Origin of the sequence: Denitratimonas organivorans, assembly GCF_037478135.1 — a bacterium.
Taxonomy (GTDB): domain Bacteria; phylum Pseudomonadota; class Gammaproteobacteria; order Xanthomonadales; family Xanthomonadaceae; genus Denitratimonas.
The window spans coordinates 210564-232537 of sequence record NZ_JBBHDV010000001.1 but is presented as its reverse complement, the minus strand read 5'-3'; the positions used below and the strand labels follow the sequence as shown (position 1 = coordinate 232537).

The 21974-nt window shown below is 63.5% G+C and carries 23 protein-coding genes; 11 read left to right on the top strand and 12 right to left on the bottom strand.

Annotation, left to right across the window (positions count from 1 at the left end; genetic code table 11):
- Positions 1-95 precede the first annotated feature (95 nt).
- The gene (locus WDB66_RS01020; RefSeq protein WP_489670806.1) at positions 96-674 is read right to left on the bottom strand and encodes a glutathione peroxidase; all 579 of its coding nucleotides are present in this window, start codon (positions 672-674) and stop codon (positions 96-98) included.
- A 168-nt stretch (positions 675-842) separates the two neighbouring features.
- Between WDB66_RS01020 and WDB66_RS01015 the strand changes: the two genes are divergently transcribed.
- From WDB66_RS01015 to dnaB, 7 genes are all read left to right on the top strand, one after another.
- The gene (locus WDB66_RS01015) at positions 843-1190 is read left to right on the top strand and encodes a hypothetical protein (protein WP_339396562.1); all 348 of its coding nucleotides are present in this window, start codon (positions 843-845) and stop codon (positions 1188-1190) included.
- Between the two features lie 2 nt (positions 1191-1192).
- On the top strand, positions 1193-1570 hold the full coding sequence (locus tag WDB66_RS01010; protein ID WP_339396561.1) for a GntR family transcriptional regulator: 378 nt from the start codon (positions 1193-1195) through the stop codon (positions 1568-1570).
- Positions 1567-2421 carry an ABC transporter ATP-binding protein gene (locus WDB66_RS01005; RefSeq protein ID WP_339396560.1) on the top strand — a complete coding sequence of 285 codons (855 nt, stop codon included), beginning with the start codon at positions 1567-1569 and terminating at the stop codon, positions 2419-2421. Before WDB66_RS01010 ends, WDB66_RS01005 begins: the two co-directional genes overlap by 4 nt.
- Positions 2418-3413, top strand: a complete 996-nt coding sequence (locus WDB66_RS01000; protein WP_339396559.1) for an ABC transporter permease — start codon at positions 2418-2420, stop codon at positions 3411-3413. Before WDB66_RS01005 ends, WDB66_RS01000 begins: the two co-directional genes overlap by 4 nt.
- A gap of 406 nt (positions 3414-3819) precedes the next feature.
- Positions 3820-4056: a hypothetical protein gene (locus tag WDB66_RS00995; RefSeq protein ID WP_339396558.1), complete on the top strand. Its 237-nt coding sequence runs from the start codon at positions 3820-3822 to the stop codon at positions 4054-4056.
- 50 nt (positions 4057-4106) lie between these two features.
- Entirely contained in the window at positions 4107-4865 is a 759-nt protein-coding gene (locus WDB66_RS00990) for a PP2C family protein-serine/threonine phosphatase (protein WP_339396557.1), read from the top strand.
- On the top strand, positions 4862-6217 hold the full coding sequence (gene dnaB, locus WDB66_RS00985; protein ID WP_339396556.1) for a replicative DNA helicase: 1356 nt from the start codon (positions 4862-4864) through the stop codon (positions 6215-6217). Before WDB66_RS00990 ends, dnaB begins: the two co-directional genes overlap by 4 nt.
- 74 nt (positions 6218-6291) lie before the next feature.
- On the opposite strand, the gene WDB66_RS00980 is transcribed toward dnaB, so the two are convergent.
- The 10 genes from WDB66_RS00980 to WDB66_RS00935 all read right to left on the bottom strand — a co-directional run bounded on the left by WDB66_RS00980 (position 6292) and on the right by WDB66_RS00935 (position 14548).
- Positions 6292-6921 (bottom strand): hypothetical protein, encoded by a 630-nt coding sequence (locus tag WDB66_RS00980; protein WP_339396555.1) that lies wholly within the window; start codon positions 6919-6921, stop codon positions 6292-6294.
- A gap of 34 nt (positions 6922-6955) precedes the next feature.
- The gene (locus tag WDB66_RS00975) at positions 6956-7135 is read right to left on the bottom strand and encodes a hypothetical protein (protein ID WP_339396554.1); all 180 of its coding nucleotides are present in this window, start codon (positions 7133-7135) and stop codon (positions 6956-6958) included.
- Positions 7132-7746: a 3'-5' exonuclease family protein gene (locus WDB66_RS00970; RefSeq protein WP_339396553.1), complete on the bottom strand. Its 615-nt coding sequence runs from the start codon at positions 7744-7746 to the stop codon at positions 7132-7134. Before WDB66_RS00970 ends, WDB66_RS00975 begins: the two co-directional genes overlap by 4 nt.
- A complete protein-coding gene (locus WDB66_RS00965; RefSeq protein WP_339396552.1) occupies positions 7747-8202 on the bottom strand; it encodes a hypothetical protein in 456 nt (151 codons plus the stop codon). It lies immediately after the preceding gene.
- Between the two features lie 63 nt (positions 8203-8265).
- Entirely contained in the window at positions 8266-9228 is a 963-nt protein-coding gene (locus tag WDB66_RS00960) for an IS1595 family transposase (protein ID WP_339396551.1), read from the bottom strand.
- A complete protein-coding gene (locus WDB66_RS00955) occupies positions 9186-9941 on the bottom strand; it encodes a hypothetical protein (RefSeq protein ID WP_339396550.1) in 756 nt (251 codons plus the stop codon). The genes WDB66_RS00960 and WDB66_RS00955 overlap by 43 nt, the downstream gene beginning before the upstream one ends.
- Positions 9929-11209 (bottom strand): MBL fold metallo-hydrolase, encoded by a 1281-nt coding sequence (locus WDB66_RS00950; RefSeq protein ID WP_339396549.1) that lies wholly within the window; start codon positions 11207-11209, stop codon positions 9929-9931. Before WDB66_RS00950 ends, WDB66_RS00955 begins: the two co-directional genes overlap by 13 nt.
- 246 nt (positions 11210-11455) lie before the next feature.
- Positions 11456-12454 carry a helix-turn-helix transcriptional regulator gene (locus WDB66_RS00945; RefSeq protein ID WP_339396548.1) on the bottom strand — a complete coding sequence of 333 codons (999 nt, stop codon included), beginning with the start codon at positions 12452-12454 and terminating at the stop codon, positions 11456-11458.
- A 135-nt stretch (positions 12455-12589) separates the two neighbouring features.
- On the bottom strand, positions 12590-13078 hold the full coding sequence (locus WDB66_RS00940; protein ID WP_339396547.1) for a DUF2721 domain-containing protein: 489 nt from the start codon (positions 13076-13078) through the stop codon (positions 12590-12592).
- Between the two features lie 60 nt (positions 13079-13138).
- The gene (locus tag WDB66_RS00935) at positions 13139-14548 is read right to left on the bottom strand and encodes a class II fumarate hydratase (protein ID WP_339396546.1); all 1410 of its coding nucleotides are present in this window, start codon (positions 14546-14548) and stop codon (positions 13139-13141) included.
- A gap of 268 nt (positions 14549-14816) precedes the next feature.
- Here WDB66_RS00935 and purB point away from each other — a divergent pair, with 268 nt between their 5' ends.
- From purB to WDB66_RS00920, 3 genes are read left to right on the top strand one after another with little or no spacing between them, the layout of a single operon-like run.
- Positions 14817-16181 carry an adenylosuccinate lyase gene (gene purB / locus WDB66_RS00930; protein ID WP_339396545.1) on the top strand — a complete coding sequence of 455 codons (1365 nt, stop codon included), beginning with the start codon at positions 14817-14819 and terminating at the stop codon, positions 16179-16181.
- 57 nt (positions 16182-16238) lie between these two features.
- Entirely contained in the window at positions 16239-17405 is a 1167-nt protein-coding gene (locus tag WDB66_RS00925; RefSeq protein WP_339396544.1) for a cupin domain-containing protein, read from the top strand.
- A gap of 19 nt (positions 17406-17424) precedes the next feature.
- Positions 17425-18375, top strand: a complete 951-nt coding sequence (locus WDB66_RS00920) for a GNAT family N-acetyltransferase (RefSeq protein WP_339396543.1) — start codon at positions 17425-17427, stop codon at positions 18373-18375.
- A gap of 197 nt (positions 18376-18572) precedes the next feature.
- Here WDB66_RS00920 and WDB66_RS00915 read toward each other — a convergent pair whose 3' ends face one another.
- Positions 18573-19670, bottom strand: a complete 1098-nt coding sequence (locus WDB66_RS00915; RefSeq protein WP_339396542.1) for an OmpA family protein — start codon at positions 19668-19670, stop codon at positions 18573-18575.
- Between the two features lie 232 nt (positions 19671-19902).
- Between WDB66_RS00915 and WDB66_RS00910 the strand changes: the two genes are divergently transcribed.
- A complete protein-coding gene (locus WDB66_RS00910) occupies positions 19903-21933 on the top strand; it encodes an FAD-dependent oxidoreductase (RefSeq protein ID WP_339396541.1) in 2031 nt (676 codons plus the stop codon).
- Positions 21934-21974 lie beyond the last annotated feature (41 nt).

Sequence of the window (21974 nt, the reverse complement as noted above, 5' to 3'; positions counted from 1 at the left end):
AAAACGCCCGGCACCCGGACGCCCGGTAAGACGCGACATTTTGCGGCGCATGGCCGGGCCATGCAACGCCGGCAGCTCAGACCAGCGTCCGGGCCTCAGGTTCCGTCGGCCGATGGCGACGATTCAGCCGGCGCCGCCAGCAGTTCCTCGATCTTCGCCAGCAGCGCCGGATCATCGGGTTTGGTACGGCTGCCGAAACTGGCCACAACCTGGCCATCGCGATCCAGCAGGTACTTGTGGAAATTCCAGCCCGGCGCTTCACCGGTGGCGGCCAGCAGTTCACGATACAGCGGTGACGCCTCCGCGCCCTTGACGCTGACCTTCTCGTACATCGGGAAGGTGACGCCATAGGTCAGCGTGCAGAACTCCTGGATCTGTTCCTCGCTGCCCGGCTCCTGTCCGAGGAAATCGTTGGACGGAAACCCCAGCACCGCGAAACCCTGCGGCTCCAGCCGCGCATGCAGTGCTTCCAGCCCTTCGTACTGCGGCGTCAGCCCGCACTTGCTGGCGGTGTTGACGATCAGCAGCACCTTGCCCTGGTGCTGGCACAGGCTTTCCGGCGTCTTGCCGGCCAGCGGGCGCAGCTCCCGGTCCAGCAGCGAGCTGCACGCCGGCTGCGCGGCCGGCATCGCGCCGCTCAATGCGATGGCCAGCAGCCATCCACGCCCATTCATGTTCATCACGAAGCTCCCGCCAAGTCAGCTTCAAACGATACGCCAAGCCGGCCCCGGCCGCAGCCAAACGGCAGCCAAACAGCCACTACAAATGATCTGTTGCATCGGGAATTATGGTGTTGTAGTCTACCAGCACACCAACTCATCACCGCACCCAAGGAAACCGCCATGCAGCACAAACTGAAAAACGTCCTGGCCGGCCTGGCGCTGGCCTTCATGGCCCTGACCCTGGGCATCGTGCTTGGCGAACCCGTGATGCCGCTGCTGCCGCAAGGCATGGCCGCGGTACCGGCCACGCAGCTCGAAGCCCCGGCAACCGCGCTGTTCCAGTTCCGCAGCCCCAAGGTGCAACTGGTGGCCAGCGACCGTTCGCTGCTGATCGAAGTCCGCGAAGAAGCCGACGACCGCCCGGTGCAGGACAAAAGCCACTCCCGTTCCGGCACGCGTGGAGTGACACTCCAGATGCCCTATTTCTCGTTCGGATCGCTGTTGCCGCGTCCACCTTCGGAGTCCTGAGCATGAGCGTGACCTGGAGCGACACCACCCCGATCTACCTGCAACTGAAGGAACGCATCGTCGCGATGATCCTGGACGGGCTGCTCAAGCCCGGCGATGCAGCCCCTTCGGTCCGCCAGGTGGCCGCCGACTATCAACTCAATCCCATCACCGTCTCGCGCGCCTACCAGGAGCTGGCGGACGAAAACATCGTGGAAAAACGCAGAGGACTTGGCATGTTCGTCACCGAAGGCGCCCCGCAACAGTTGCTGGCTTCCGAGCGCCAGCAGTTCCTGACCCAGGAATGGCCGGCCATCGTCGAGCGCATCAACCGGCTCGGCCTGGCCTGGGACACGCTGCGCGCGCAGATCGAAACCGCTTCCGCAGGAGACACCCCATGAGCGCCATCGTCGCCCGCAATCTGACCAAGAAATACAACGGCAAGCCGGCGCTGGACGATGTCAGCTTCTCCATCGCGCCGGGCCGCATCGTCGGCCTGATCGGCCCCAACGGCGCCGGCAAGACCACCGCGTTGAAGGCGATCCTGGGCCTGACCTCGTTCGAGGGCGAGCTGTCGGTGCTGGGCCAGGACCCGCGCGTATCACGCGACAAGCTGATGAACGATGTCTGCTTCATCGCCGATGTCGCAATCCTGCCGCGCTGGATCCGCGTATCGCAGGCGATTGATTTCGTCGAAGGTGTGCATCCGCGCTTCTCGCGCGCCAAGTGCGAAGCCTTCCTCGCCCGCACCAAGCTCCAGCCCAAACAGCGCGTGCGCGAGATGAGCAAGGGCATGATCGTGCAGCTGCATCTGGCGCTGGTGATGGCCATCGACGCCAAGGTGCTGGTACTGGACGAACCCACGCTCGGGCTGGACATCCTCTACCGCAAGCAGTTCTACCAGAGCCTGCTGAACGACTATTTCGACGAGGAAAAAACCATCGTCGTCACCACCCACCAGGTCGAAGAGATCGAGCACATCCTGACCGACATCCTGTTCGTGCGCGCCGGCCAGATCGCGCTGGCCGCCACGATGGACGAAGTCGCCGAGCGCTTCACCGAAGTGATGGTCGGGCCAGAACACGCCGAGGCCGCACGCGCACTCGGCCCATTGGACGAACGCACCGTGTTCGGCAAATCCATCTTCCTGTTCGACGGCATCGCCCGCCCGCGCCTGGCGCAACTGGGCGAGCTGCGCACGCCCAATGTCGCCGATCTGTTCGTGGCCACGATGAAAGGAACCTACGCATGAACGCCTCCACCTCCTCCCTCTCGCCGGCACGCAAGTTCGGCTGGCTGCTGCGGCGCGAATTCTGGGAAAACCGCGGCGGCTTCTTCTGGGCACCGGTGATCGCCGGCATTGTGATCTGCGCATTGAGCCTGCTCGGCGCACTGGCCGGCAGCCTGCACCTTTCCGGCATCGACAAGCCGGAGAACCTCAATGCCGCGATGAGCAGCGACGAGTTCGCCCGCCAGATGGGTTTCATCGGCGACGGCGGCCTGCTGGCCGGCGTCGGCATCGTCGTGCTGGTGCTGGGCTTCGTGGTGTTCTTCTACTGCCTCGGGGCGCTCTACGACGACCGCCGCGACCGCAGCATCCTGTTCTGGAAATCGCTGCCGGTCTCCGACTGGCTGACCGTGCTGTCCAAACTGGCCTGGGCGCTGCTGCTGGCGCCAGTGCTGGCGATCGGGATCGGCCTTGCCATCGGCGCCTGCCTGCTGCTGATTTCGGCGCTGACCATGGCGATCAACGGCATGGACGGCAGCTGGGCGATGATCTGGCACTCGCACCCGATAAGGGTCACGTTCAACGCCTTGAGCATCGTGCCGGTCTACGCCGCCTGGTCGCTGCCGACCGTGGGCTGGCTGATGCTGTGCTCGGCGTTCGCGCGCAGCAAACCGTTCCTCTGGGCCGTGCTGGTGCCGGTGCTGTCGGCCACGCTGCTGAGCTGGATGGGCGCCCTGCCCGGCATCTCGATGCCGCACGGCAGCATCTGGTACACGCTGGTCTATCGCGGCCTGCTCAGCATCGCACCGGGCACCTGGTACATCGACAGTACCCTGGTCGGCCGCCTTGCCGCCAGCGCACAGCACATCGAAAACCCTTCGGACCTGATGCGCGTCATCGACCTGAGCCGCGGCTGGCACATCTTCGCCGGCGCCGATGTCTGGATCGGCATGGCGGCGGGCACCGCGATGATTGCGCTGGCGATCTGGCTGCGGCGCAGGCGCGATGATGCGTGAGGCGCTGATGGCCTGACCACACCACACGAAAAGGCCGCCGGTTTTACGGCGGCCTTTTCGTGTGCGCCCGGAGGCTATCCCGCAGGCGGCGAGCCGCTCCTGACCGTCAACAAAGCCTTGCGACGCTGGGCCGCCAGGTTGGGATTGCGGGCCGAAGCATTGGCCTGAGCGGGTCGAACCCAGGCCAAACCGGCACCGTTCCCTGGAAGAAGGCCGTTCGCATGTAATGGATCGCGTATGGATGCGCTGCATGATGCAGGCAAGTGCGACAGCGACAGTCGTATCGAAATGATGAAGACCCCCGCCTTCGGATGCCCCTGCACGATTTCTCCGGCGATGCGACGACCCCTGTCGCACCGGTATGCCGAAATACGCTTCTCAGGAAAGACAACCACGAGGAGCACGCATGCCCACGCACACCACCCGGATGCAGATCACGTTGAGCGCCGAGCAGACCGCCCGCCTGCTCGAATGGGCCGGCACGACGACGGCGGCAGAGGTCGAGGCCGATTGCGAACCCAGCGGCTACATGCTGGAAGTTGCGATAGGCGGGTTCCCTTCATGGGCTGAAGCCGTGGGCGGCGGTGGACGGATCGACCTGGGCGATGTGGATGTGGCGCTGATCGACGAGGACCTGCGCTGATGCCGGGCGAATCCCCGCACAGCGCTTCCCGGTTGCGCATCGCAGCGACCATGCACCGGGGCCGCAACCGGCAGCAGCAGGATGCCATGTGGCTGGCCGGCTGCGCCTGCCAGCACGCCGACATGCCGCCGCGCGAAATCCCCGCTGCCGCCGAAACCCTGCTCGCCATCGCCGATGGCGTCGCCACCAGCCCCACACCTGCACGCGCCAGCCTGCTCGTGGTTCAGGCGCTGGCCGAACAGCTCCAGGCGCGATCCGACTGGTCTTTCGATGGCCTGCTCGGCACCCGCCATGTGCGCGCCGCACAAACCGCACTCTGCGACGCGCTCGCCTCGCGTCGCCTCGCATGGGGCGCATCCACCACCCTCGTTGCCGCACACCTGCGCGGCAACCGCCTTGCCATTGTCAACAGCGGCGACAGCCGTGCCTATCTGATCCGCGCCAATGGCGACACCACGCAACTGAGCCGGGATCACACCGAACTCCAGCATTTGATCGACAGCGGACAAGCGCAGGCCGGCATCGAGTACGCCAGCGTCTACCACGCCTTGAGCGACTGCCTGATCGCCGACCCGGAAGCCGAAGATTTTGCCGTACACCGCGAAACCACCGAACTCAAACCCGGTGATCGCCTGATCCTGTGCAGCGATGGTGTGCACGATGTGCTGGACGAAACGGCATGGCTGGTGGCGATGGCAGCCCCATCCGATCCGCTGAAAATGGTCGAAGTCACCCGCCGGGCCGTGCTGGAGCGTGGTGCACCGGACAATTTCTCGATGCTGGCGTTGGCATACGGGGCGCAGGCATGAAGCCATCCGGACGATTCCGCCCGGTCGCCATCGAGGCCGAGCAGGCGGTGCTGGGCGGGTTGCTGATTTCCGCACAGGCCATCGAGCGCATCGAGGGCCGTGTTTCGGAGGCCGATTTTTTCCGCATCGAACACCGCCTGATTTTCCGCGCCATCTGCCAGCTTGCCGAACGCAACCAGCCTTGGGATGCCGTGACCCTGGCCGAGTGGTTCGACGCCCATGCCAGCCAATACAAGGATGTCGTCAGCGGCTACATCCTCGAACTGGCCAGCACCACGCCATCGGCTTCCAATGTCACTGCCTGTGCCGACATCGTTCGGGAAAAGGCCACTCTGCGGCAGATCATAGACGTTTGCACCGCCAGTGCGGATCGCGCTTTCAACCCGGAGGGACTCTCCAGCGAAGAAGTCCTGACCGAAGCCGAAAACCGCCTGCTCGCCATCGCCAACAGCCGCCAGCGCCCGGGGCAGGGATTCGTCATCGTACGCAATGCACTCAAGGCCGCCTTGGTTGAGGTGAGCAGGCGCCACGATAATCCCGGCGCATCCATCGGACTCTCCACCGGCTTCATCGACCTGGATCGGATGACGACGGGCGGACTGCAACCGGCCGATCTGGTGATCCTTGCCGCCCGCCCCTCGATGGGAAAGACTGCCCTGGCGTTGAACATCGCCGAGCATGCAGTGATGCACAGCGGAAAGGCCGTTGCCGTGTTTTCGATGGAAATGTCCATCGAGCAACTTGCCTATCGCTTGATCTCCTCGCTGGGGCGCATCAATGCCCAGCGCCTGCGAACCGGACAGCTTGAGTATGAAGACTGGTCACGAATGAGCCAGGCCTTAGTCTCGCTCAGTGACCTCAAGCTGTTCATCGACGACACGCCCGCGCTCTCTCCGGCGGAACTGCGTTCACGCGCACGCCGCCTCGCACGCGAGCAGGAACTGGGATTGATCGTGGTCGACTACCTGCAACTGATGCAGGTGCCGGGAAACAAGGAAAACCGCGCCACGGAGATTTCCGAAATCAGCCGCTCACTCAAGGCACTGGCCAAGGAACTGAACCTGCCGGTGATCGCCCTCTCGCAACTCAACCGCAGCTTGGAACAGCGCAGCGACAAGCGTCCGATAATGAGCGACTTGCGAGAGTCCGGTGCCATCGAACAGGATACCGACATCATCATGTTCATCTACCGCGACGAGTACTATCACCCCGACTCGCCGGACAAGGGCCTGGCGGAAGTCATCATCGGCAAACAACGCAACGGCCCCACCGGCACGGTGAAACTGGCGTTTCGCGGGCAGTACACGCGGTTCGAGAATGCGGCGAGTGGGGTGAGTGGGAGGTTTGAGTGATGTTCGCGCGTGGAGGTGCTTGCGCTGAGTCGCATCTAGAAAGCTGCCGTGATCGATCAGGCGCAAGGCGTTGCTCAATCGCAAGAGGGCGTGTATTTTTCCTTATAGATGCCATCAGCCCGCAGCAGCAATTTTTGTATTTCCTCATCGCATTGGAAAAACCCAGATACCTCCTCCCACGTCACTATTCCGTCGAAGACGCTTAAGGTACTGTCTCCATTGCAATCGGTCTTTCCATGGGTCTCGTGGTTTTTTTTATATGCGCTCGAAATCAAGGCTACCAAGTAGACAGGGAAGTCCATAGCGGAATCGGAGAAGCTCTCCTTGAGAATCTTGGGAATGGCAATCTTGTCCTGCCTGCAACTGCCGACCTGGTTGAAGTCAAACGCACTGTCAGCCTTGGCTTCGATGATGATGATGCTTTTTTCACCGAACAGGCAAAGATCGAACGTTCGCTTCGGGCTGTATCCAAGAAGTTTAGCGCTTTTGCCTTTCCTGGCAAGGAAATCACGATAAAAAACAACCTCAAACCCCATGTCCCAGCCACCCTCCGCCGAGATTGGGAGGTCGCATTTTTCAATAGTCCATTTTGCAAATTCAGCAGAACTTCTCTGGCGCGCGCCCCAATACAGAGCAGAACAGAAGAACCTTTCATCACGAGTCCATGCGTCCCATGCCCTAGCTTCCAGATATGGAATGGTCATATTTTATTCTCCCGTAAAATTCTAATAAAATCAATCATTGACGCAAGCGTTTCCAATAACCGGCGGACTGCACACAGCGCAATTTCATTGCCCGAATTTCCGCCACTATCTTCTTCTGTGCCGAAACATTCGCCGAATGTGTCTGGATCATCGGCGGCACGAATTCTTTCCGTCCTTCGGGCGTCTGGCGCTCCTCATCGAGAAAGGTCTTCATGCGTCTGAGGTGCCATTGCTTGTTATCGCATGGCGGTAGGCCCAGGCATCATCCAGTGCATTGTGCCTGCATCGCCCGGGATTTTCATTGAACCAACGCTCGAGCGCAGGAAGCGCATCATTCGCCGAAGACAGCGGGTGCAGCACGCAGTAGGCCTCGATGTCCACTGGCATCCAGCCGCCTTTGCGCAGGAGTTGCCGCAGCATTTCAAGGTCGGCCTCATCATCGACGAACAGCCGGCAGGGCCGCGCGGAGGTGGCTGAGACTTCAGCCAGCCAATCGCGGAAGCGCCATGCCAGCACCTCGAATGAAGCACTCGCATCGGCAGCATGCAGGTCCAGCCAAGGCAGCACCTGTTCGCGGACGAATCGGGTACACGCGCTTTGCGGGAAGTCGCCGACGATGCCGTAGAAGCTGCGCCCATCATCCGTCACGGCACCAATCGAAATCAGGCGCGGGTCGGACAGCGATGTGAACTCGGTGTCGATGTAAAGGTTCATTCGATGATGCCAGGCTTGGCGGCTACGCCTTCCATGACACTGCATCCCGAACTGGAAACCAGAGGGGGCGCTTCCTTGCCATGGGAGAAAACAACGGTTGTCATCGTGCAATTACTCCCTTTCCAGAGGCGGAAACGATTGGGAAAAGTGAATCCGTGTGTACGTTCTCACGCTGCCGATGCGCAGGATGTTCTGCCAGCCCAGCCTTGGAGAGGAATGGTCGTAGAGATCGTGGAACAGCCACCAATGGTGCTGGTGCGCGAGCGGGTGTTCGGCCCAGTGCTCGTATTCATTCCAGTTCCAGACCGTGCGGGTGATTGACGACAGATCGCTGTATTTTCCGGATATGCAACTGGCGATATGGTGGTCTTTGGCATATATGGCGTTTTCACCGCCGGCCTGGAACAGCGGGTCGCACGGCTCCAGCACAAACTCCATCTGCGCCTCCATGTTCCATCCGCCATCTTCCTCCTTCGGTGCGTCGTGGCCATCCTTTCTGCGGACGGCATGAAACCAGCGGCCACAGGTGTCGAAGTACGTTTCCACGCCAGCCATGAGGGAGTTCATCTGGTCCAGTCTGGCGATGTCGTCGCAGGTGAGCTCATCACTGGACCTGATTAGCCCCATCCCTCAGCCATGAAAGTTGTTCGCCAAGCGCAGAACCCGCTCTGGGCAAGGCTTGCAGCGCGTCAGCGCCGTCGCCAGTCGAGGCAGCATGTCGCGCAGGCGGAATCTGCGGTTGAAGCGATACGCGGCTTCGGCCAGGTAGCGACGTGCGTACTTGGCCTGACGCACCGCGTGGTACACGCCGCTGATGGCACGCTTGGCGTTGGCCAGCACCACATTCGCCCAACACGCGCCTTTGGCCTGCGTCGCGGCGCGACCACCGCCGGTGACCAACGTGGTGTGCGCGTGTCCGGCCTCTTCCAGTTGCCGGAAACAGGCCAGGCCATCGGTATAGACCTCGCATTCCGGTTCCAGCCGGCGCTCGATCCAGTCCCGGAGCGACGCGTTGTCGAACGCCTTCACAGGCTCGATCACGGCGAAGACGGGGTATTCCAGGTTCTCGTCCGTCTGTACGGCGATGAGGAAGGGCTGCTTGTTCTCCGATCCGCGCCCGGGCTTGCCACCGTTGCGCTCACCGCCCAGGTAGGCGTCGTCGATCTGTACGAAACCCTTGAGTTTCCTGGGTTCTTCCCGCTCCAACATGGCCTGCATGATCTTGTGCTTGAGCCGCCAGGCGGCCTTGTAGTTCACCCCCAGGTGACGCATGAGCTCCAGCGCTGCCATGTTGGTCTTGGTCGTGGTGAGCAGGTAGATCGCCTGAAACCACGTGGTCAGCGGCAATCGGGTGGAGGCGAGCAAGGTGCCGCTGGTCAGCGTGGTCTGATGGCGACAGGCGCGGCATTGGTAGTACACCGTCGCTCCACGCCGGAAGCGCGATCGGGTTCGGCCCTCGCACTTCGGGCAACGAAACCCCTGCGGCCAACGCCACTGATACAAGGCCCGGTAGCACTTGGCCTCGGTGCCATAGCGTTGGATGAACTCGTTCATCGACAACCCGTGTTGGAACTGCACGACATTGATGCCCATGTCCCTCCTCCTGCGTGTTCGGCGGGGGCATCGTCTCGCAGCGGCGTCTCATATCCTGAGACGGCCAGCTGAGGGATGGGGCTAATCAGGTCACTGGATGGACCGGGCTGTGGGCGCCTGTTGGCGAACAGGGTTTTCTTCCAGTTGTCGCCCTCGTAACTGTTGCGGGCGAAGATGCCTACCGGCGATGCAGGGGCGGCTGGCGCAGACGGATCGAGCGGAAATGTCTTGTCGAAGGCGAGGAAGGCATCGACCCATACCTGCCCGATCCGCAGGATATTTTCCCAGCCCAGCGACGGATTGCTCCTGTCCACCAGTACGCGCGTCAGCCAGCCATGCGCCCAGATGCACAGCGGGTGATCGGATATATGGCAGAAATCGTTATGCCAGTCGGTCAGCGGATAGCAGTGGCCTTCATCGCCTGGAATCAGCGGCAGCGTATCGAACATTTCGCAGATGATGTTGTCCGAATCCTCATCGTGCTCGGGATCGTCTGCATCCAGCACGAAACTGATGCGGACGCCCAATTGCCACGGGCCACCCGGCTTGTCTGGATGGTCCGTTGCCGCCAGGCGCTTGAGCCAGTTCGCATGACCATCGAGCCAGGACTCGGCAAGGTAAAGCTGTTGGCGCAGCCAGTCGTACCGTGGCTGCATTTCCTGTGTGAACTGGGTGAACCTTCCCCTCCAGCGGTCTGGAATCACGATTTCCATGATGCACCTCCCTGATTTCCTGCCGACCACCATTCCCCATCGTCACGCCGATCCACATTGGCGAACAGTTCGTCGAACCTGTCTCCGTGGAAGGAATGGATCGGCACGAGTTTTTTTGCTGCCAGCGCGGTGGCGAAACGCTGGAGATCGGACACGCTGGCGTGGCCGGATGTGTGGATGCGGCGCAGCGGGATGGCGCCTTGCATCAACCAGTCGCGCACGGGTTTTGTACTGTCGTCCTCCAGGTAGCCGCGCCAGTTGGAGTAGATGAGCTGCGCACCGGCAAGCGGGGCCTTGGCGGCGACTTCCTTCAGCATGCCGGGGCGGAACAGCAGGATGTCGCGTGCCGGATCGAGGTGTTCTAGGAATACGCGATTGGGCTTGAACGGGTCCAGCCGCGTGAAGGTCTTGTCGCGCACGATCCTGCGGCGCATCCATTCGGGCACATACACACCGATGTGCGGCCAGTGCGCTTGCGGCAAGTTCGGGTTTTCCGTGGCGGCGAGCATTTCCGCAGTGAAGGCATCCAGCACCAGCCGCTTGCCGCTGCGTTTGGCGGCGCGGTAAAGGGTGACGATGCGGTCGATGTTCTGGGTGGATGTCCACACCAGGCGCAGGCCCTCGGTGCTGTTGAACGCCTCGACGAAATCGCGCTCCAGCGCGCTTTCGTCGGGGAACGGCGTGCCTTCACCCTCGCGCCCGATGACGGTGCCTTCCATCATCAGCACGTCGATGTCGCGCGGCGGATTGGCCAGCAGTTTCTCGAACAGCTTGGCCTTGCGCCCGTGGCCTCGGAAATCGCCGCTGTAGAACAGTCGTTGTCCATCGGCTTGGATCAGCAAGGCATAGGCGTCATAAGCGGAGTGATCGACAAGCAGCGGCGTGATGGTGAACGGGCCGAGCGTGACGGGTTTGCCGGATTGCCAGTGGATCAGCACACGATCATCGAGCTTCGGGCGATCCAGCCAATCGGCAGCGCGATCCAGAATCCGCTGCCCGGCGGCACCGATGCCGATGGGAATGTCCGGGTGGATGTCATGCACCAAGCCGACGTGATCCTGATGCGGGTGGGAAATCAGCACGCCGAGCAGGTCATCACTGGCATCGCGCAGGCCGGGCACGTCGGGCATCAGGCTGGCGATGTCGTCGGTGTCGGCATCCAGTGGCAGGCCCAGATCGAGCACGATGCGGCCTGGGGTGGATTCGGCGGCGACTTCGATGCAGGTGCCGCCAATCTGGCGGGTGCCACGGTGAATGCGTACTTTCATGCGGGTGCGGTTTCCTCATGTGGTGATGGGTTCTGGCCGGATGGGGCCGGAAGCCATTTCCACACGAAGATGCGACAGATAATGTCGCATCCGCACAGACAAGAGGAAATCGAACCCGTCATTCCAGCGCAAGCTGGAATCGCTCTACGGCTACAGCAAGCGCATAACCCACCTCGGGCAGGAGGCCCGCAGCCACACGGATTCCAGCTTGCGCTGGAATGACGGGATGACGGGACCTGGCGGCTTTCAGGTCACGGGCACCTTGGTGTACTCGACCAATTCATTGCCAAACGATTGCAGCCACCAGGTCAGTTTCAGCGTGTCCTGCACGGTGGCGATGAGGCGATGGCCCGTGCCGCCATCGGCGAACGCAACTTTCTCCACCTGCTGATCGTGCGAGATGCGGCTTTCGGTGAGCGCATGGGCACGGGTACTACGGAACACGGCGTTCAACACAACCTGCCCACCTGTGGCGATGGAAACGCCGCCTTCGGCCACGTAGCGGTCGATGTCGAAATCCGGCAGGTCGCGTGCGGGGAATTCCACGCTCTGCGCAGTAACGAAGCGATGCAGGACCAGCGAGCGCGGATCGGCGTAATCGTCCACCAGCGCGACCAGATAGATGACGCCTTCGCGTGCGATCAGCCCTTGTGGATGCAGCACGTATCGATTGATCGCCTCGCTGGCGTAGGGACGATACTCGGCCTGCAACTGGCGGCGTCGCGCCAGGGCATCGAACACCACGCGCTGGATGGTCGGGTCGATATCCGGCGGAATCATCGGCAAGGAGCGACTGGTGACGGCAATGCGCTGCGGCCAGCGCCGCAGGCCGGAGTCGGGCTGGCGCTCCAGCGCCTTGTGCGCTTCCTCGAATCGGGGTTGCAGGTCTTCCAGCACCTGCGGCGGCAGCAGGTGCCGGGCGTGTTGCTGGAGGATGAGGAAGGTCAGCGCCACCGATGGTTCCATGAAGGGCAACGAGACATCGGCAGCGCCTACGGTCCAGCGCCAGCCGGCGGGCTTGGCGCCATCGGACTCGATGGGAAACAGTTCGGCGAGCTTTTCCAGATCGCGCTGCACCGTGCGCACCGTGGTGGCATAGCCCTGCGCATCGAGTTCGCGCTGGAACTCCCGCACCGATTTCTTGCGCTGGCGCGGCACCAATCGCAACAACTGGATCAGGCGCAGGCTGGTCTCGCTGGAGGTGTTGCCCGTGCGGGTGGTCTTGAGGGTGGGAGCTGTGGTCATGCTGGCGCTTCTCCGGCGGAAATCCATCCGGAGAGCGGCGCGTCGGTGTTTCATGAGACGGGCGAAAGGCTGCCGGATGCCGGCCCCAGTGTGCCGATCAATGCGACAACCGGCGTCGCAGCCAGAGAAAGCAACTCACTCGCCCGTTGCAATCACCTTGCGATGCCGCCGCGCCCGCGCGTGGGCCTGGTCCATTTCCTCGTTCACTGCCGCCAGGGCCATGTGCGATTCCTGCGAGAGCAGCAAGCTGGCTCCGAACAGGCCGAGCACGCCGGCGGTGGCGAAAAGCGTCGGCAGCATTTCCACCCGATAGCCGATGAAAGCGTCCACCGCTACCGTCAGGCTGGTGGCGACGAAACAACTGATGGCCCAGTACAGCAGGCGGCCGGCCTGGAGGATGCGCAGGCTGCGCCGACGCTGGGTGGCGATGTTGTGCTCCAGCACGACGAGGTCTTCTTCGTCCTGCGATTCCCCGATCTCGCACATCAACGCGCGCAACCGGTCCACCACCCGCGCCAGGCGATTGTTGGCCGAAAGGATCAGCGACGCGGTGGCGGTGAGGAAGAAGGCCGGCGCGAGCATCGCGGTGAGGATGCCGTAGTGGTCGATGGAGGTGGGCGTCATGGGCGGGCGAAATGGCGGGCTGGGCGCTGATGCTATCGGAATGGCATCGGGGGATGGGGCTCAGCCACCCCCACCCGCCCCACCATGAATCCCGCCCTTGGCGAGCACCGCCGGGTCGAGCAGTTTTTTCAGTTGCTTGTCGGAAAGGCCGGTGGTTTCGCGCGCTACGTCAAGGATCGGGCGACCTTCGGCGTAGGCCTGTTTGGCGGTGGCGGCGCCTTTTTCGTAGCCGATGACCGGGTTCAGCGCGGTGACGAGGATCGGGTTGCGCGCCACGGCTTCGGCGACGCGATCTTCGCGCACGGTGAAGCCGGCAATGGCGGCATCGGCCAGTTGCACGCTGGCGTTGGCGAGCAGTTCTATGGATTGCAGCAGGTTGTACGCGACCATCGGCAACATCACGTTGAGCTGGAAGTTGCCGCTCTGGCCGGCGACGGTGATCGCGGTGTGGTTGCCCATGACCTGGGCGCAGACCATGCACACCGCTTCGGGAATCACCGGGTTGACCTTGCCAGGCATGATCGAGGAGCCGGGTTGCAGCGCCGGCAGTTCGATTTCGCCCAGGCCGGCGAGCGGGCCGGAGTTCATCCAGCGCAGGTCGTTTGCGATCTTCATCAGCGACACGGCCCAGGTGTTGAGCTGGCCGGACAGTTCCACCGCGGCGTCCTGCGAGGCGATGCCTTCAAACAGGTTGGGCGCGGTTTCAAAACGCAGGCCGGTGAGTTTGGTCAGTTCTTCGGCGAAGCGCTTGCCGAAACGCGGATCGGCATTGATGCCGGTGCCCACGGCGGTGCCGCCCTGCGGCAGGCGGCGGATGCGCTTGCCGGTATCGGTGAAACGCGCTTCGGCCGAACGGATCTGCGCGGCCCAGGCCGCCAGTTCCTGGCCGAAGGTGATCGGCATGGCGTCCATCAGATGGGTGCGGCCGGTCTTGACCACGCGGGTCAGTTCCTTGGCGCGCTTCTCGATGGTTTTGCGCAGATGCGCCAGCGCGGGCAGCAGTTTCGCGTTGACTTCAACCCAGGCGGAGACCTGGATCGTGGTCGGGATCACGTCATTGGAGCTTTGGCCCATGTTGACGTGGTCGTTCGGGTGCACCTGCGCCTTGCCTTCTGCGTTGGCCAGATGCGCGATGACCTCGTTCGCGTTCATATTGGTCGAGGTGCCCGAGCCGGTCTGGAACACGTCGATCGGGAACTGCGCATCGACCTTACCCCTGGCCACCTGCGTGGCAGCCGCGACGATGGCCTTGGCGCGTGCTGCATCCAGGTGTCCGAGGCCGTGATTGGCGCGGGCGGCGGCGGCCTTCACCTGGCCCAGTGCGTGGATGAAGGCCGGCGGCATGGTCAGGCCGGAAATCGGAAAGTTCTGCACCGCGCGCTGGGTCTGCGCGCCGTAGAGCGCATCAGCCGGTACTTTCAGTTCGCCCATGCTGTCGCGTTCGATGCGGGTGTTCGGAGTCTTTTTCATGGGAATGATTCTCGTTACAAGATCGGACCATTCTAGGCCGTCGCCATGGCTGCTGCATGGCGCTGGATGAACCATGGCTGCCCCGGCCTGGCTTGAAAATGCGCAGAAACGGCACAGGGCGAGATGGCACTGCCGCCAATGCCTGACGCCTTCGAAGGGTGTTTCGACAGGTGTCCAGCCAAACCGGCCGGAGTGCCGCACCGGTACCGGCCCGGCGCCATGCCCTCGGGGTAAAATCGGGGACTCCTTCGCACTGCCGGTAGCCGCCATGACCTCTGCCCTAACCGCCCTGTCCCCGCTCGATGGCCGCTATGCCGGCAAGGTCACCGCGCTGCGACCGATCTTCAGCGAGTTCGGCCTGATGCACAACCGCGTCAAAGTCGAGATCGCGTGGCTGATCCTGCTGGCCGATACGCCGCAGATTGCCGAAGTGCCGGCGCTTTCACCGGCGGCGCGGCAGTTCCTGCAGGCCATCGCGGATGATTTTTCCGAAGCCGATGGCGCGCGCATCAAGGCGATCGAGGCCACCACCAATCACGATGTGAAGGCGGTGGAATATTTCATCAAGGAAAAGATCGCCGAGCACCCGGAGCTGGGCGCGGCCAAGGAATTCGTGCACTTCGCCTGCACCTCCGAGGACATCAACAATCTGGCTTACGGATTGATGCTGCGCGATGCCCGCGAACAGGTGCTGCTGCCCGCCATCGACAACATCATCGAAGCCTTGCGCGCGCTGGCCCATGCTCAGGCCGAACAGCCGATGCTGTCACGCACCCACGGCCAGACCGCTTCGCCGACAACACTGGGCAAGGAAATCGCCAACGTGGTCGCGCGCCTTTCGCGCCAGCGCCGGCAGATCGCGCAGGTGGAGCTGAGCGGCAAGATCAACGGCGCGGTCGGCAACTACAACGCGCACCTGACCGCCTACCCGGATGTGTACTGGCAGGCACTGGCGCAGGGGTTCGTCGAAGGCCTGGGGCTGGTGTTCAACCCGTACACCACGCAGATCGAACCGCATGACTGTGTGGCCGAAATCGGCGATGCGGCGCGACGCGCCAATACCGTGCTGATCGACCTGTGCCGCGATGTCTGGGGCTACATCTCGCTGGGTTATTTCAAGCAGCGGCTGAAGGAAGGCGAAGTCGGTTCCAGCACGATGCCGCACAAGGTCAACCCGATCGACTTCGAGAATGCGGAAGGCAATTTCGGCATCGCCAATGCGCTGTTCGAGCATTTCTCCACCAAGCTGCCGATCAGCCGCTGGCAGCGTGATCTGACCGATTCGACCGTGCTGCGTGCGCTCGGCACCGCGTTTGGCCACAGCCTGATCGCGCTGGATTCGCTGGCCAAGGGCCTGGGCAAGCTGGAGGTGAATCCGCAACGCCTGGATGCGGATCTGGACGCGGCCTGGGAAGTGCTGGCCGAAGCGGTACAGACCGTGATGCGCCGCCACGGCCTGCCCAACCCCTACGAACAGCTCAAGGCACTGACCCGTGGCCAGGGCATCACGCGCGACTCGATGCGCGCCTTCATCGAAACACTCGAACTGCCGGAAGAAGACAAGCAGCGCCTGCTGGAACTCACCCCGGCCGGCTATATCGGTGCCGCCACCGAACTGGCGCGTGCGATCTGAACCACGTCACGTTGGACACCGCCGCCTGCCACCGCGCGGGCGGTGCAGGAGCATCACATGATTGAAATCACCGCCGGCGCCGGACAGCTGCTGGGCATGCCGCCCGAAGACTTCCTGCGCGATATCTGGCAGAAACGTCCGCTGCTGATCCGCCGCGCGCTGCCGGACTTCAGCAGCCCGATCTCACCCGATGAACTGGCCGGGCTGGCCTGCGAAGAAGGCACACTGTCGCGCCTGATCGTGCACGATGCCGCCAGCGACGAGTGGCAGGTGCGCAGCGGCCCGCTGCCGGAAAACGTGTTCGCCAATCTGCCCGAACGCGACTGGACGCTGCTGGTGCAGGACGTGGACAAATGGGACGAGGATGTGGCGCCGCTGCTGGCGCATTTCCGCTTCCTGCCCGGCTGGCGCGTGGACGACATCATGGTCAGTTTCGCCGCGCCGGACGGCTCGGTCGGGGCCCATGTGGACCAATACGATGTGTTTCTGCTCCAGGGGCTGGGGCGACGCCGGTGGCAGATTGACGCCGGCGAAAATCCGCCGCAGGATTTCCGCGAGGATGTCGAACTGAAACTGCTGCGCCAGTTCACCCCGACGCACGAATGGGTGCTGGAACCTGGCGACATGCTGTATCTGCCGCCCGGAGTTCCGCACCATGGCGTGGCGCTGGATCCCTGCCTGACGCTGTCGGTCGGCATGCGCGCACCGTCGCACGCGGAGTTGCTGGTGGATCTGGCCGACACGCTGGCTGAAAGACTGCCCGAATCGCTGCGCTATCACGATCCGGATCTGGACCTGGCCAGTGCCGATGGGCGCATTGATGCGGCCGTGCTGCGGCGTGCGCGCGCCGCGCTGGCCAGTTTCCAGCAGATCGATGATGCAGCGCTGGCGGACTGGTTCGCTGCCTTTGTCACCCGTTATCGCAGTGCCGGGCAGATCATGCCGCCGCCACGCCCGCCTTCGCCTGCTCAGCTGGAAAAGCGATTGCACGCCGGCGCCGGGCTGCATCTGCATCCGCTGGCGCGCTGCGCCTGGCACGCCGAGGCGGGTGCGGTGGCGCTGTATATCGATGGCGAGCGCTTCGACACCAGCCAGCGTCTTTCCCAGCACCTGAGCCAGCGTCTGAGCATCGACGCCGCCTTCTACGAGAATCTCACGCAGGAAGAACGCGAACGGGTGCAGCAACTGGCAAAACGCGGCATTCTGGCGCTCTCACACGCCTGAACTCCGCCGGACTTCCGCCATGGCTTCGACCGATTTCCAGATCCATTTCGCCCGCTTCGATACCGACCTGCCGGACCTGCGCGCGGTGCGCGTGCCGGTGTTCATCATCGAGCAGCAGGTACCCGAGGAACTGGAATGGGATGAAGCCGATCCGCTCAGCGTCCATGTGCTGGCGCGTGAAGCCGACGGCACCCCGATCGGCACTGCGCGGCTGACGCCTGACCACCGCATCGGCCGCATGGCGGTGTTGCAGCCCTGGCGCGGACGCGGCATCGGCGCCGCGATGCTGGAAGCCCTGATCCAGCGCGCACGCGAGCTGGGCTATCCGGAACTGGAACTGCACGCCCAGACCCATGCGCTGGGGTTCTACGAGCGATACGGCTTCAGCGCCTTCGGTGAGGAGTTCGACGAGGCCGGCATCGCGCACCGGCGGATGCGACGGAGTCTGGAACAGGAACCCGGCGGCGCAGCGGGCAATGCGACCGCTGACACCGAGCGCGCCCTGCAGAATCTGGACAGCCAGCCGGAAGTGCTGGCCGTGACGCTGCAACTGATCCAGCGCGCCCGCCGCGGCATCGCGCTCTACACCCGCGATCTTGATCCGGTGGTGCTGGATCAGCCGGAAATCACTGATGCGCTGCGGCGTTTCGCCACCGATGTGCGCGGCGCGCAGGTGCGCGTGCTGGTGCACGATCTGCGCCGTGCCGTCAGCGAAGGCCATGCGCTGATCGGTCTGGTGCAGCGCCTGCCGAGCCTGTTCGCGATCCGCGTGATCGAGGAGGAGCCGGACGTGCAGTACGCCTCGGCCTTCATCCTCAACGACCAGGCCGGCTATCTGTTCCGCCCGCTGGCGACCCGTTTCGAGGCCAGCGCCTGTCTGCACGATCCGGCACGCCAGCGCCAGCTGCAAAACTATTTCGACGAAGTCTGGGAACGCGCCCGTCCGGCGACGGAACTGCGCCCGCTGTAAATCCCTGGATACGCCGGTCACTTTCCACCGGAGCCGGAATACCCACGGCGGCGTGTTTGCGCCGGTTGCCCTGAGCTGCTGCGGGCCGATCCGGTTATCCAAGGCATAAAAAACGCCCCGATCATGACGATCGGGGCGTTGGATGCATCTTCCAGCGGGAAGGCGGGACGCCGTAGCGCCCTGCCGTTTCCATCACATTACTGGACGACGTTCAGCTCGGTGCGACGGTTGGTCTCGCTCTTGCAGCCCGGCAGGGTCTGCGGGGTCGGCTCCAGCGGGCGGCTTTCGCCGTAACCGCTCGGGCCCACCAGACGCGAGCTGTCGATACCGTTGGCGGCCAGGTAGTCATAGACCGTCTTGGCGCGGCGCTCGGACAGCGGCTGGTTGTAGGTTTCGGCACCGCACAGGTCGGTGTGGCCGGCCACTTCAACGCGCAGCTCCGGATACTGACGCAGCACGGTGATGGCTTCGTTCAAGGTGGCTTCCGCGTCAGGACGCAGGGTGGCCTTGTCGAAGTCGAAGTTGACGCCACGCAGGTCGATGGTCACTGCCACCGGGCAACCATCCGGACCAACGGTCTGGCCGGGCTGCGAATCCGGGCAGCGGTCATCACAATTGTTGACGCCGTCACCGTCGTCGTCCAGGTCGGCGCAGCTCGGCGGCGGCGGCGGCGGCGGAACGATGTCCTCAACCACTTCCACCGGGGCTGCCGGCGGCGGACCGAGCTTGACGGCCATGGTCAGCTGGGCCAGCACGTCGAGGAACTTGTCTTCCTGCGGCGCTGCCACGCTGCGGTTGTCGAAGTCCCAACGACCCAGCACTTCGGCACGCATCGCGATGCGGTCGTGGTCGGCCTGCATACCGAAGCCCAGCTGTGCGGCCAGGTTGTTGTCCTTGCGCTCGAACGGACGGCCACCAGCCGGATCGGAGTATTCCGACTCGTGACGCAGCACGCCGGCACCGAACGCCAGGTACGGCCACCAGTTGCGGTCGTGGTTGTTGAAGTGGTAACGGCCGGTCAGCATCGCACCGTAGTTGCTCCAGTTCAGCTCGCTGCCGTCCTTCTCCGGGTTGACCGAGTTCAGGTCCAGATCGAGCGAGAAGTTGCGAGTGAAGAACTTGCCCACACCGAGGCCGAAGATCGGCACATCGCTGACGTGGCGGTCACCATCGTGGATCGCGAAACCAGCGGTGCCGGTGAGGTACCAGCGGTCGTCGAACTCCTGCGCGGTCGCAGCTTGGGCGCCGAGGCCCAGCACGCCGAGGAGTGCACAACCAAGAAGTGTCTTCTTCATCTGTTGCTCCTTCAATCTCAAATTTCGTGGGAATTCCAAAACACGATCCAATCCTTAACGGCATTCTGTGACAAATGCCGACGACGCGCAGTCTACAGTCCGGTATGCGTCAGAAGTTTAACACATTGATAACACAACGCCAGCGATGCCCCGCTGCGAACCACCGCCCCCCGCCGCTTGCCGCAGAGCCCCCGTGACGGGCATTGTGCCATCAATCACACCAGCCACCACCATGCCCATGCCGTCCGTCTATCCCCATTTGTTCAGCCCGCTCGATCTTGGCCACTGCACGCTGCCCAACCGGGTACTGATGGGTTCGATGCATACCGGTCTGGAAGACCGCAAGCGCGACTTCCCCAAACTGGCAGCCTATTTCGCCGAACGCGCGCGTGGCGGTGTCGGGCTGATCGTCACCGGCGGCATCGCGCCGAACGTGTCCGGTTGGGTCAAGCCGTTCGCCGGCAAGCTGTCGTGGCCGTGGGAGGCGCGCAAGCACCGCCTAATCACCGATGCGGTGCATGCCGAAGGCGGTCGCATCTGCATGCAGATCCTGCACGCTGGGCGCTATGGCTATCACCCGCTCAATGTCGCACCGTCCAAGATCAAATCGCCGATCACGCCGTTCGCGCCGCGCGAGCTGTCCGACCGCGGGGTCGAGCGCCAGATCGAGGACTTCGCCACCTGCGCCCGTCTGGCACGCGAGGCCGGTTACGACGGGGTCGAGATCATGGGTTCGGAGGGTTACCTGATCAATCAGTTCCTCGCCGCGCGCACCAATCACCGCGCGGCGCCGTGGGGCGGAAGCTTCGAGAACCGGCTGCGTTTTGCCACCGAGATCGTGCGCCGCATCCGCGCGGCGGTGGGCGGGGATTTCATTCTGATCTTCCGGCTGTCGATGCTGGAGCTGGTCGAAGGCGGCGCCAACTGGGAAGAAACCGTGGCCAGCGCCAAGGCGATCGAGGCGGCCGGCGCTTCGATCATCAATACCGGCATCGGCTGGCACGAGGCGCGCATCCCGACCATCGTCACCAGCGTGCCGCGCGCGGCGTTCTCGTGGGTCACGGCGCGGCTCAAACCGGAATTGTCGATTCCCGTGGTGGCGACCAACCGGATCAACATGCCGGATGTGGCCGAACGGATCCTGGCCAGCGGCGAGGCCGACATGGTGTCGATGGCACGGCCGCTGCTGGCCGATGCGCACTGGGTGCGCAAAGCACGCGAGAACCGCAGCCAGGACATCAACACCTGCATCGCCTGCAATCAGGCCTGCCTGGATCACGTTTTCCTGAACAAGCCCGCGACCTGCCTGGTCAACCCGCGCGCCTGCCGTGAAACCGAACTCAACTACACGCCCACCATCACAAAGCGCCGCATCGCCGTGATCGGTGCCGGCCCGGCCGGGCTGGCCTGTGCCACGGTCGCGGCTGAGCGCGGGCACGAGGTCACGCTGTTCGAAGCCAGCTCACGGATCGGCGGGCAATTCCATCTGGCGCGGCAGATTCCGGGCAAGGAGGAGTTCAACGAAACCCTGCGCTACTTCGGCCGCCAGATCGAAACCTGCGGCGTGCAACTACGCCTTTCCACCCGCGCCGATACGGCCATGCTGGCCGGCTTCGACGAGATCGTGCTGGCCAGCGGTGTGGTGCCGCGCATTCCTGCCATCAGCGGAGTCGACCATCCCAGTGTGATGTCCTATGCCGAACTGCTCGACGGCCGCCGTCAGGCCGGTGCACGAGTGGCGGTGCTCGGCGCCGGCGGCATCGGCTTCGATGTGGCCGAATATCTGGTCCAGTCGCAACCGTCCCCGACGCTTGAGCGCGAGCGCTGGCTCGCCGAATGGGGCGTGGACACCACGCTTGCGGCACGCGGCGGCATCGAAGGCATCAGCCATCAGCCGGAACCGCCGCAACGCGAAGTCTGGCTACTGCAACGCACCGAGGGTGCGCTCGGCAAACGTCTGGGCAAGACCACCGGCTGGGTCCATCGCGCGACATTGAAAAAGGCGAAGGTGCGGATGCTCGGTGGCGCCAGTTACCACCATATAGATGATGAGGGCCTGCACATCAGCATCGCCGGCCAGCCGCAGACATTGAAGGTGGACAGCATCGTGCTGTGCACCGGGCAGGAATCGCAGCGTGAACTGCTGGAACCACTGCGTGCCGCCGGCCTGTCCGTTCACGTGATCGGTGGCGCCGATCTGGCCGCCGAGCTGGATGCCAAGCGCGCCATCGCCCAAGGCTGTGAATTGGCGGCGCGGCTGTAACAGGTGCTGCGCGGGGCGCGATGCCAGCGTCGGCGCACATC

Excerpts from the sequence above, each read along its gene's own strand:
- WDB66_RS01020 (WP_489670806.1), bottom strand. The coding sequence starts at position 674 with ATGAATGGGCGTGGATGGCTGCTGGCCATCGCATTGAGCGGCGCGATG.
- WDB66_RS01015 (WP_339396562.1), top strand. The coding sequence starts at position 843 with ATGCAGCACAAACTGAAAAACGTCCTGGCCGGCCTGGCGCTGGCCTTC.
- WDB66_RS01010 (WP_339396561.1), top strand. The coding sequence starts at position 1,193 with ATGAGCGTGACCTGGAGCGACACCACCCCGATCTACCTGCAACTGAAG.
- WDB66_RS01005 (WP_339396560.1), top strand. The coding sequence starts at position 1,567 with ATGAGCGCCATCGTCGCCCGCAATCTGACCAAGAAATACAACGGCAAG.
- WDB66_RS01000 (WP_339396559.1), top strand. The coding sequence starts at position 2,418 with ATGAACGCCTCCACCTCCTCCCTCTCGCCGGCACGCAAGTTCGGCTGG.
- WDB66_RS00995 (WP_339396558.1), top strand. The coding sequence starts at position 3,820 with ATGCCCACGCACACCACCCGGATGCAGATCACGTTGAGCGCCGAGCAG.
- WDB66_RS00990 (WP_339396557.1), top strand. The coding sequence starts at position 4,107 with ATGCACCGGGGCCGCAACCGGCAGCAGCAGGATGCCATGTGGCTGGCC.
- dnaB (WP_339396556.1), top strand. The coding sequence starts at position 4,862 with ATGAAGCCATCCGGACGATTCCGCCCGGTCGCCATCGAGGCCGAGCAG.
- WDB66_RS00980 (WP_339396555.1), bottom strand. The coding sequence starts at position 6,921 with ATGACCATTCCATATCTGGAAGCTAGGGCATGGGACGCATGGACTCGT.
- WDB66_RS00975 (WP_339396554.1), bottom strand. The coding sequence starts at position 7,135 with ATGAAGACCTTTCTCGATGAGGAGCGCCAGACGCCCGAAGGACGGAAA.
- WDB66_RS00965 (WP_339396552.1), bottom strand. The coding sequence starts at position 8,202 with ATGAACTCCCTCATGGCTGGCGTGGAAACGTACTTCGACACCTGTGGC.
- WDB66_RS00960 (WP_339396551.1), bottom strand. The coding sequence starts at position 9,228 with ATGGGCATCAATGTCGTGCAGTTCCAACACGGGTTGTCGATGAACGAG.
- WDB66_RS00955 (WP_339396550.1), bottom strand. The coding sequence starts at position 9,941 with ATGGAAATCGTGATTCCAGACCGCTGGAGGGGAAGGTTCACCCAGTTC.
- WDB66_RS00950 (WP_339396549.1), bottom strand. The coding sequence starts at position 11,209 with ATGAAAGTACGCATTCACCGTGGCACCCGCCAGATTGGCGGCACCTGC.
- WDB66_RS00945 (WP_339396548.1), bottom strand. The coding sequence starts at position 12,454 with ATGACCACAGCTCCCACCCTCAAGACCACCCGCACGGGCAACACCTCC.
- WDB66_RS00940 (WP_339396547.1), bottom strand. The coding sequence starts at position 13,078 with ATGACGCCCACCTCCATCGACCACTACGGCATCCTCACCGCGATGCTC.
- WDB66_RS00935 (WP_339396546.1), bottom strand. The coding sequence starts at position 14,548 with ATGAAAAAGACTCCGAACACCCGCATCGAACGCGACAGCATGGGCGAA.
- purB (WP_339396545.1), top strand. The coding sequence starts at position 14,817 with ATGACCTCTGCCCTAACCGCCCTGTCCCCGCTCGATGGCCGCTATGCC.
- WDB66_RS00925 (WP_339396544.1), top strand. The coding sequence starts at position 16,239 with ATGATTGAAATCACCGCCGGCGCCGGACAGCTGCTGGGCATGCCGCCC.
- WDB66_RS00920 (WP_339396543.1), top strand. The coding sequence starts at position 17,425 with ATGGCTTCGACCGATTTCCAGATCCATTTCGCCCGCTTCGATACCGAC.
- WDB66_RS00915 (WP_339396542.1), bottom strand. The coding sequence starts at position 19,670 with ATGAAGAAGACACTTCTTGGTTGTGCACTCCTCGGCGTGCTGGGCCTC.
- WDB66_RS00910 (WP_339396541.1), top strand. The coding sequence starts at position 19,903 with ATGCCCATGCCGTCCGTCTATCCCCATTTGTTCAGCCCGCTCGATCTT.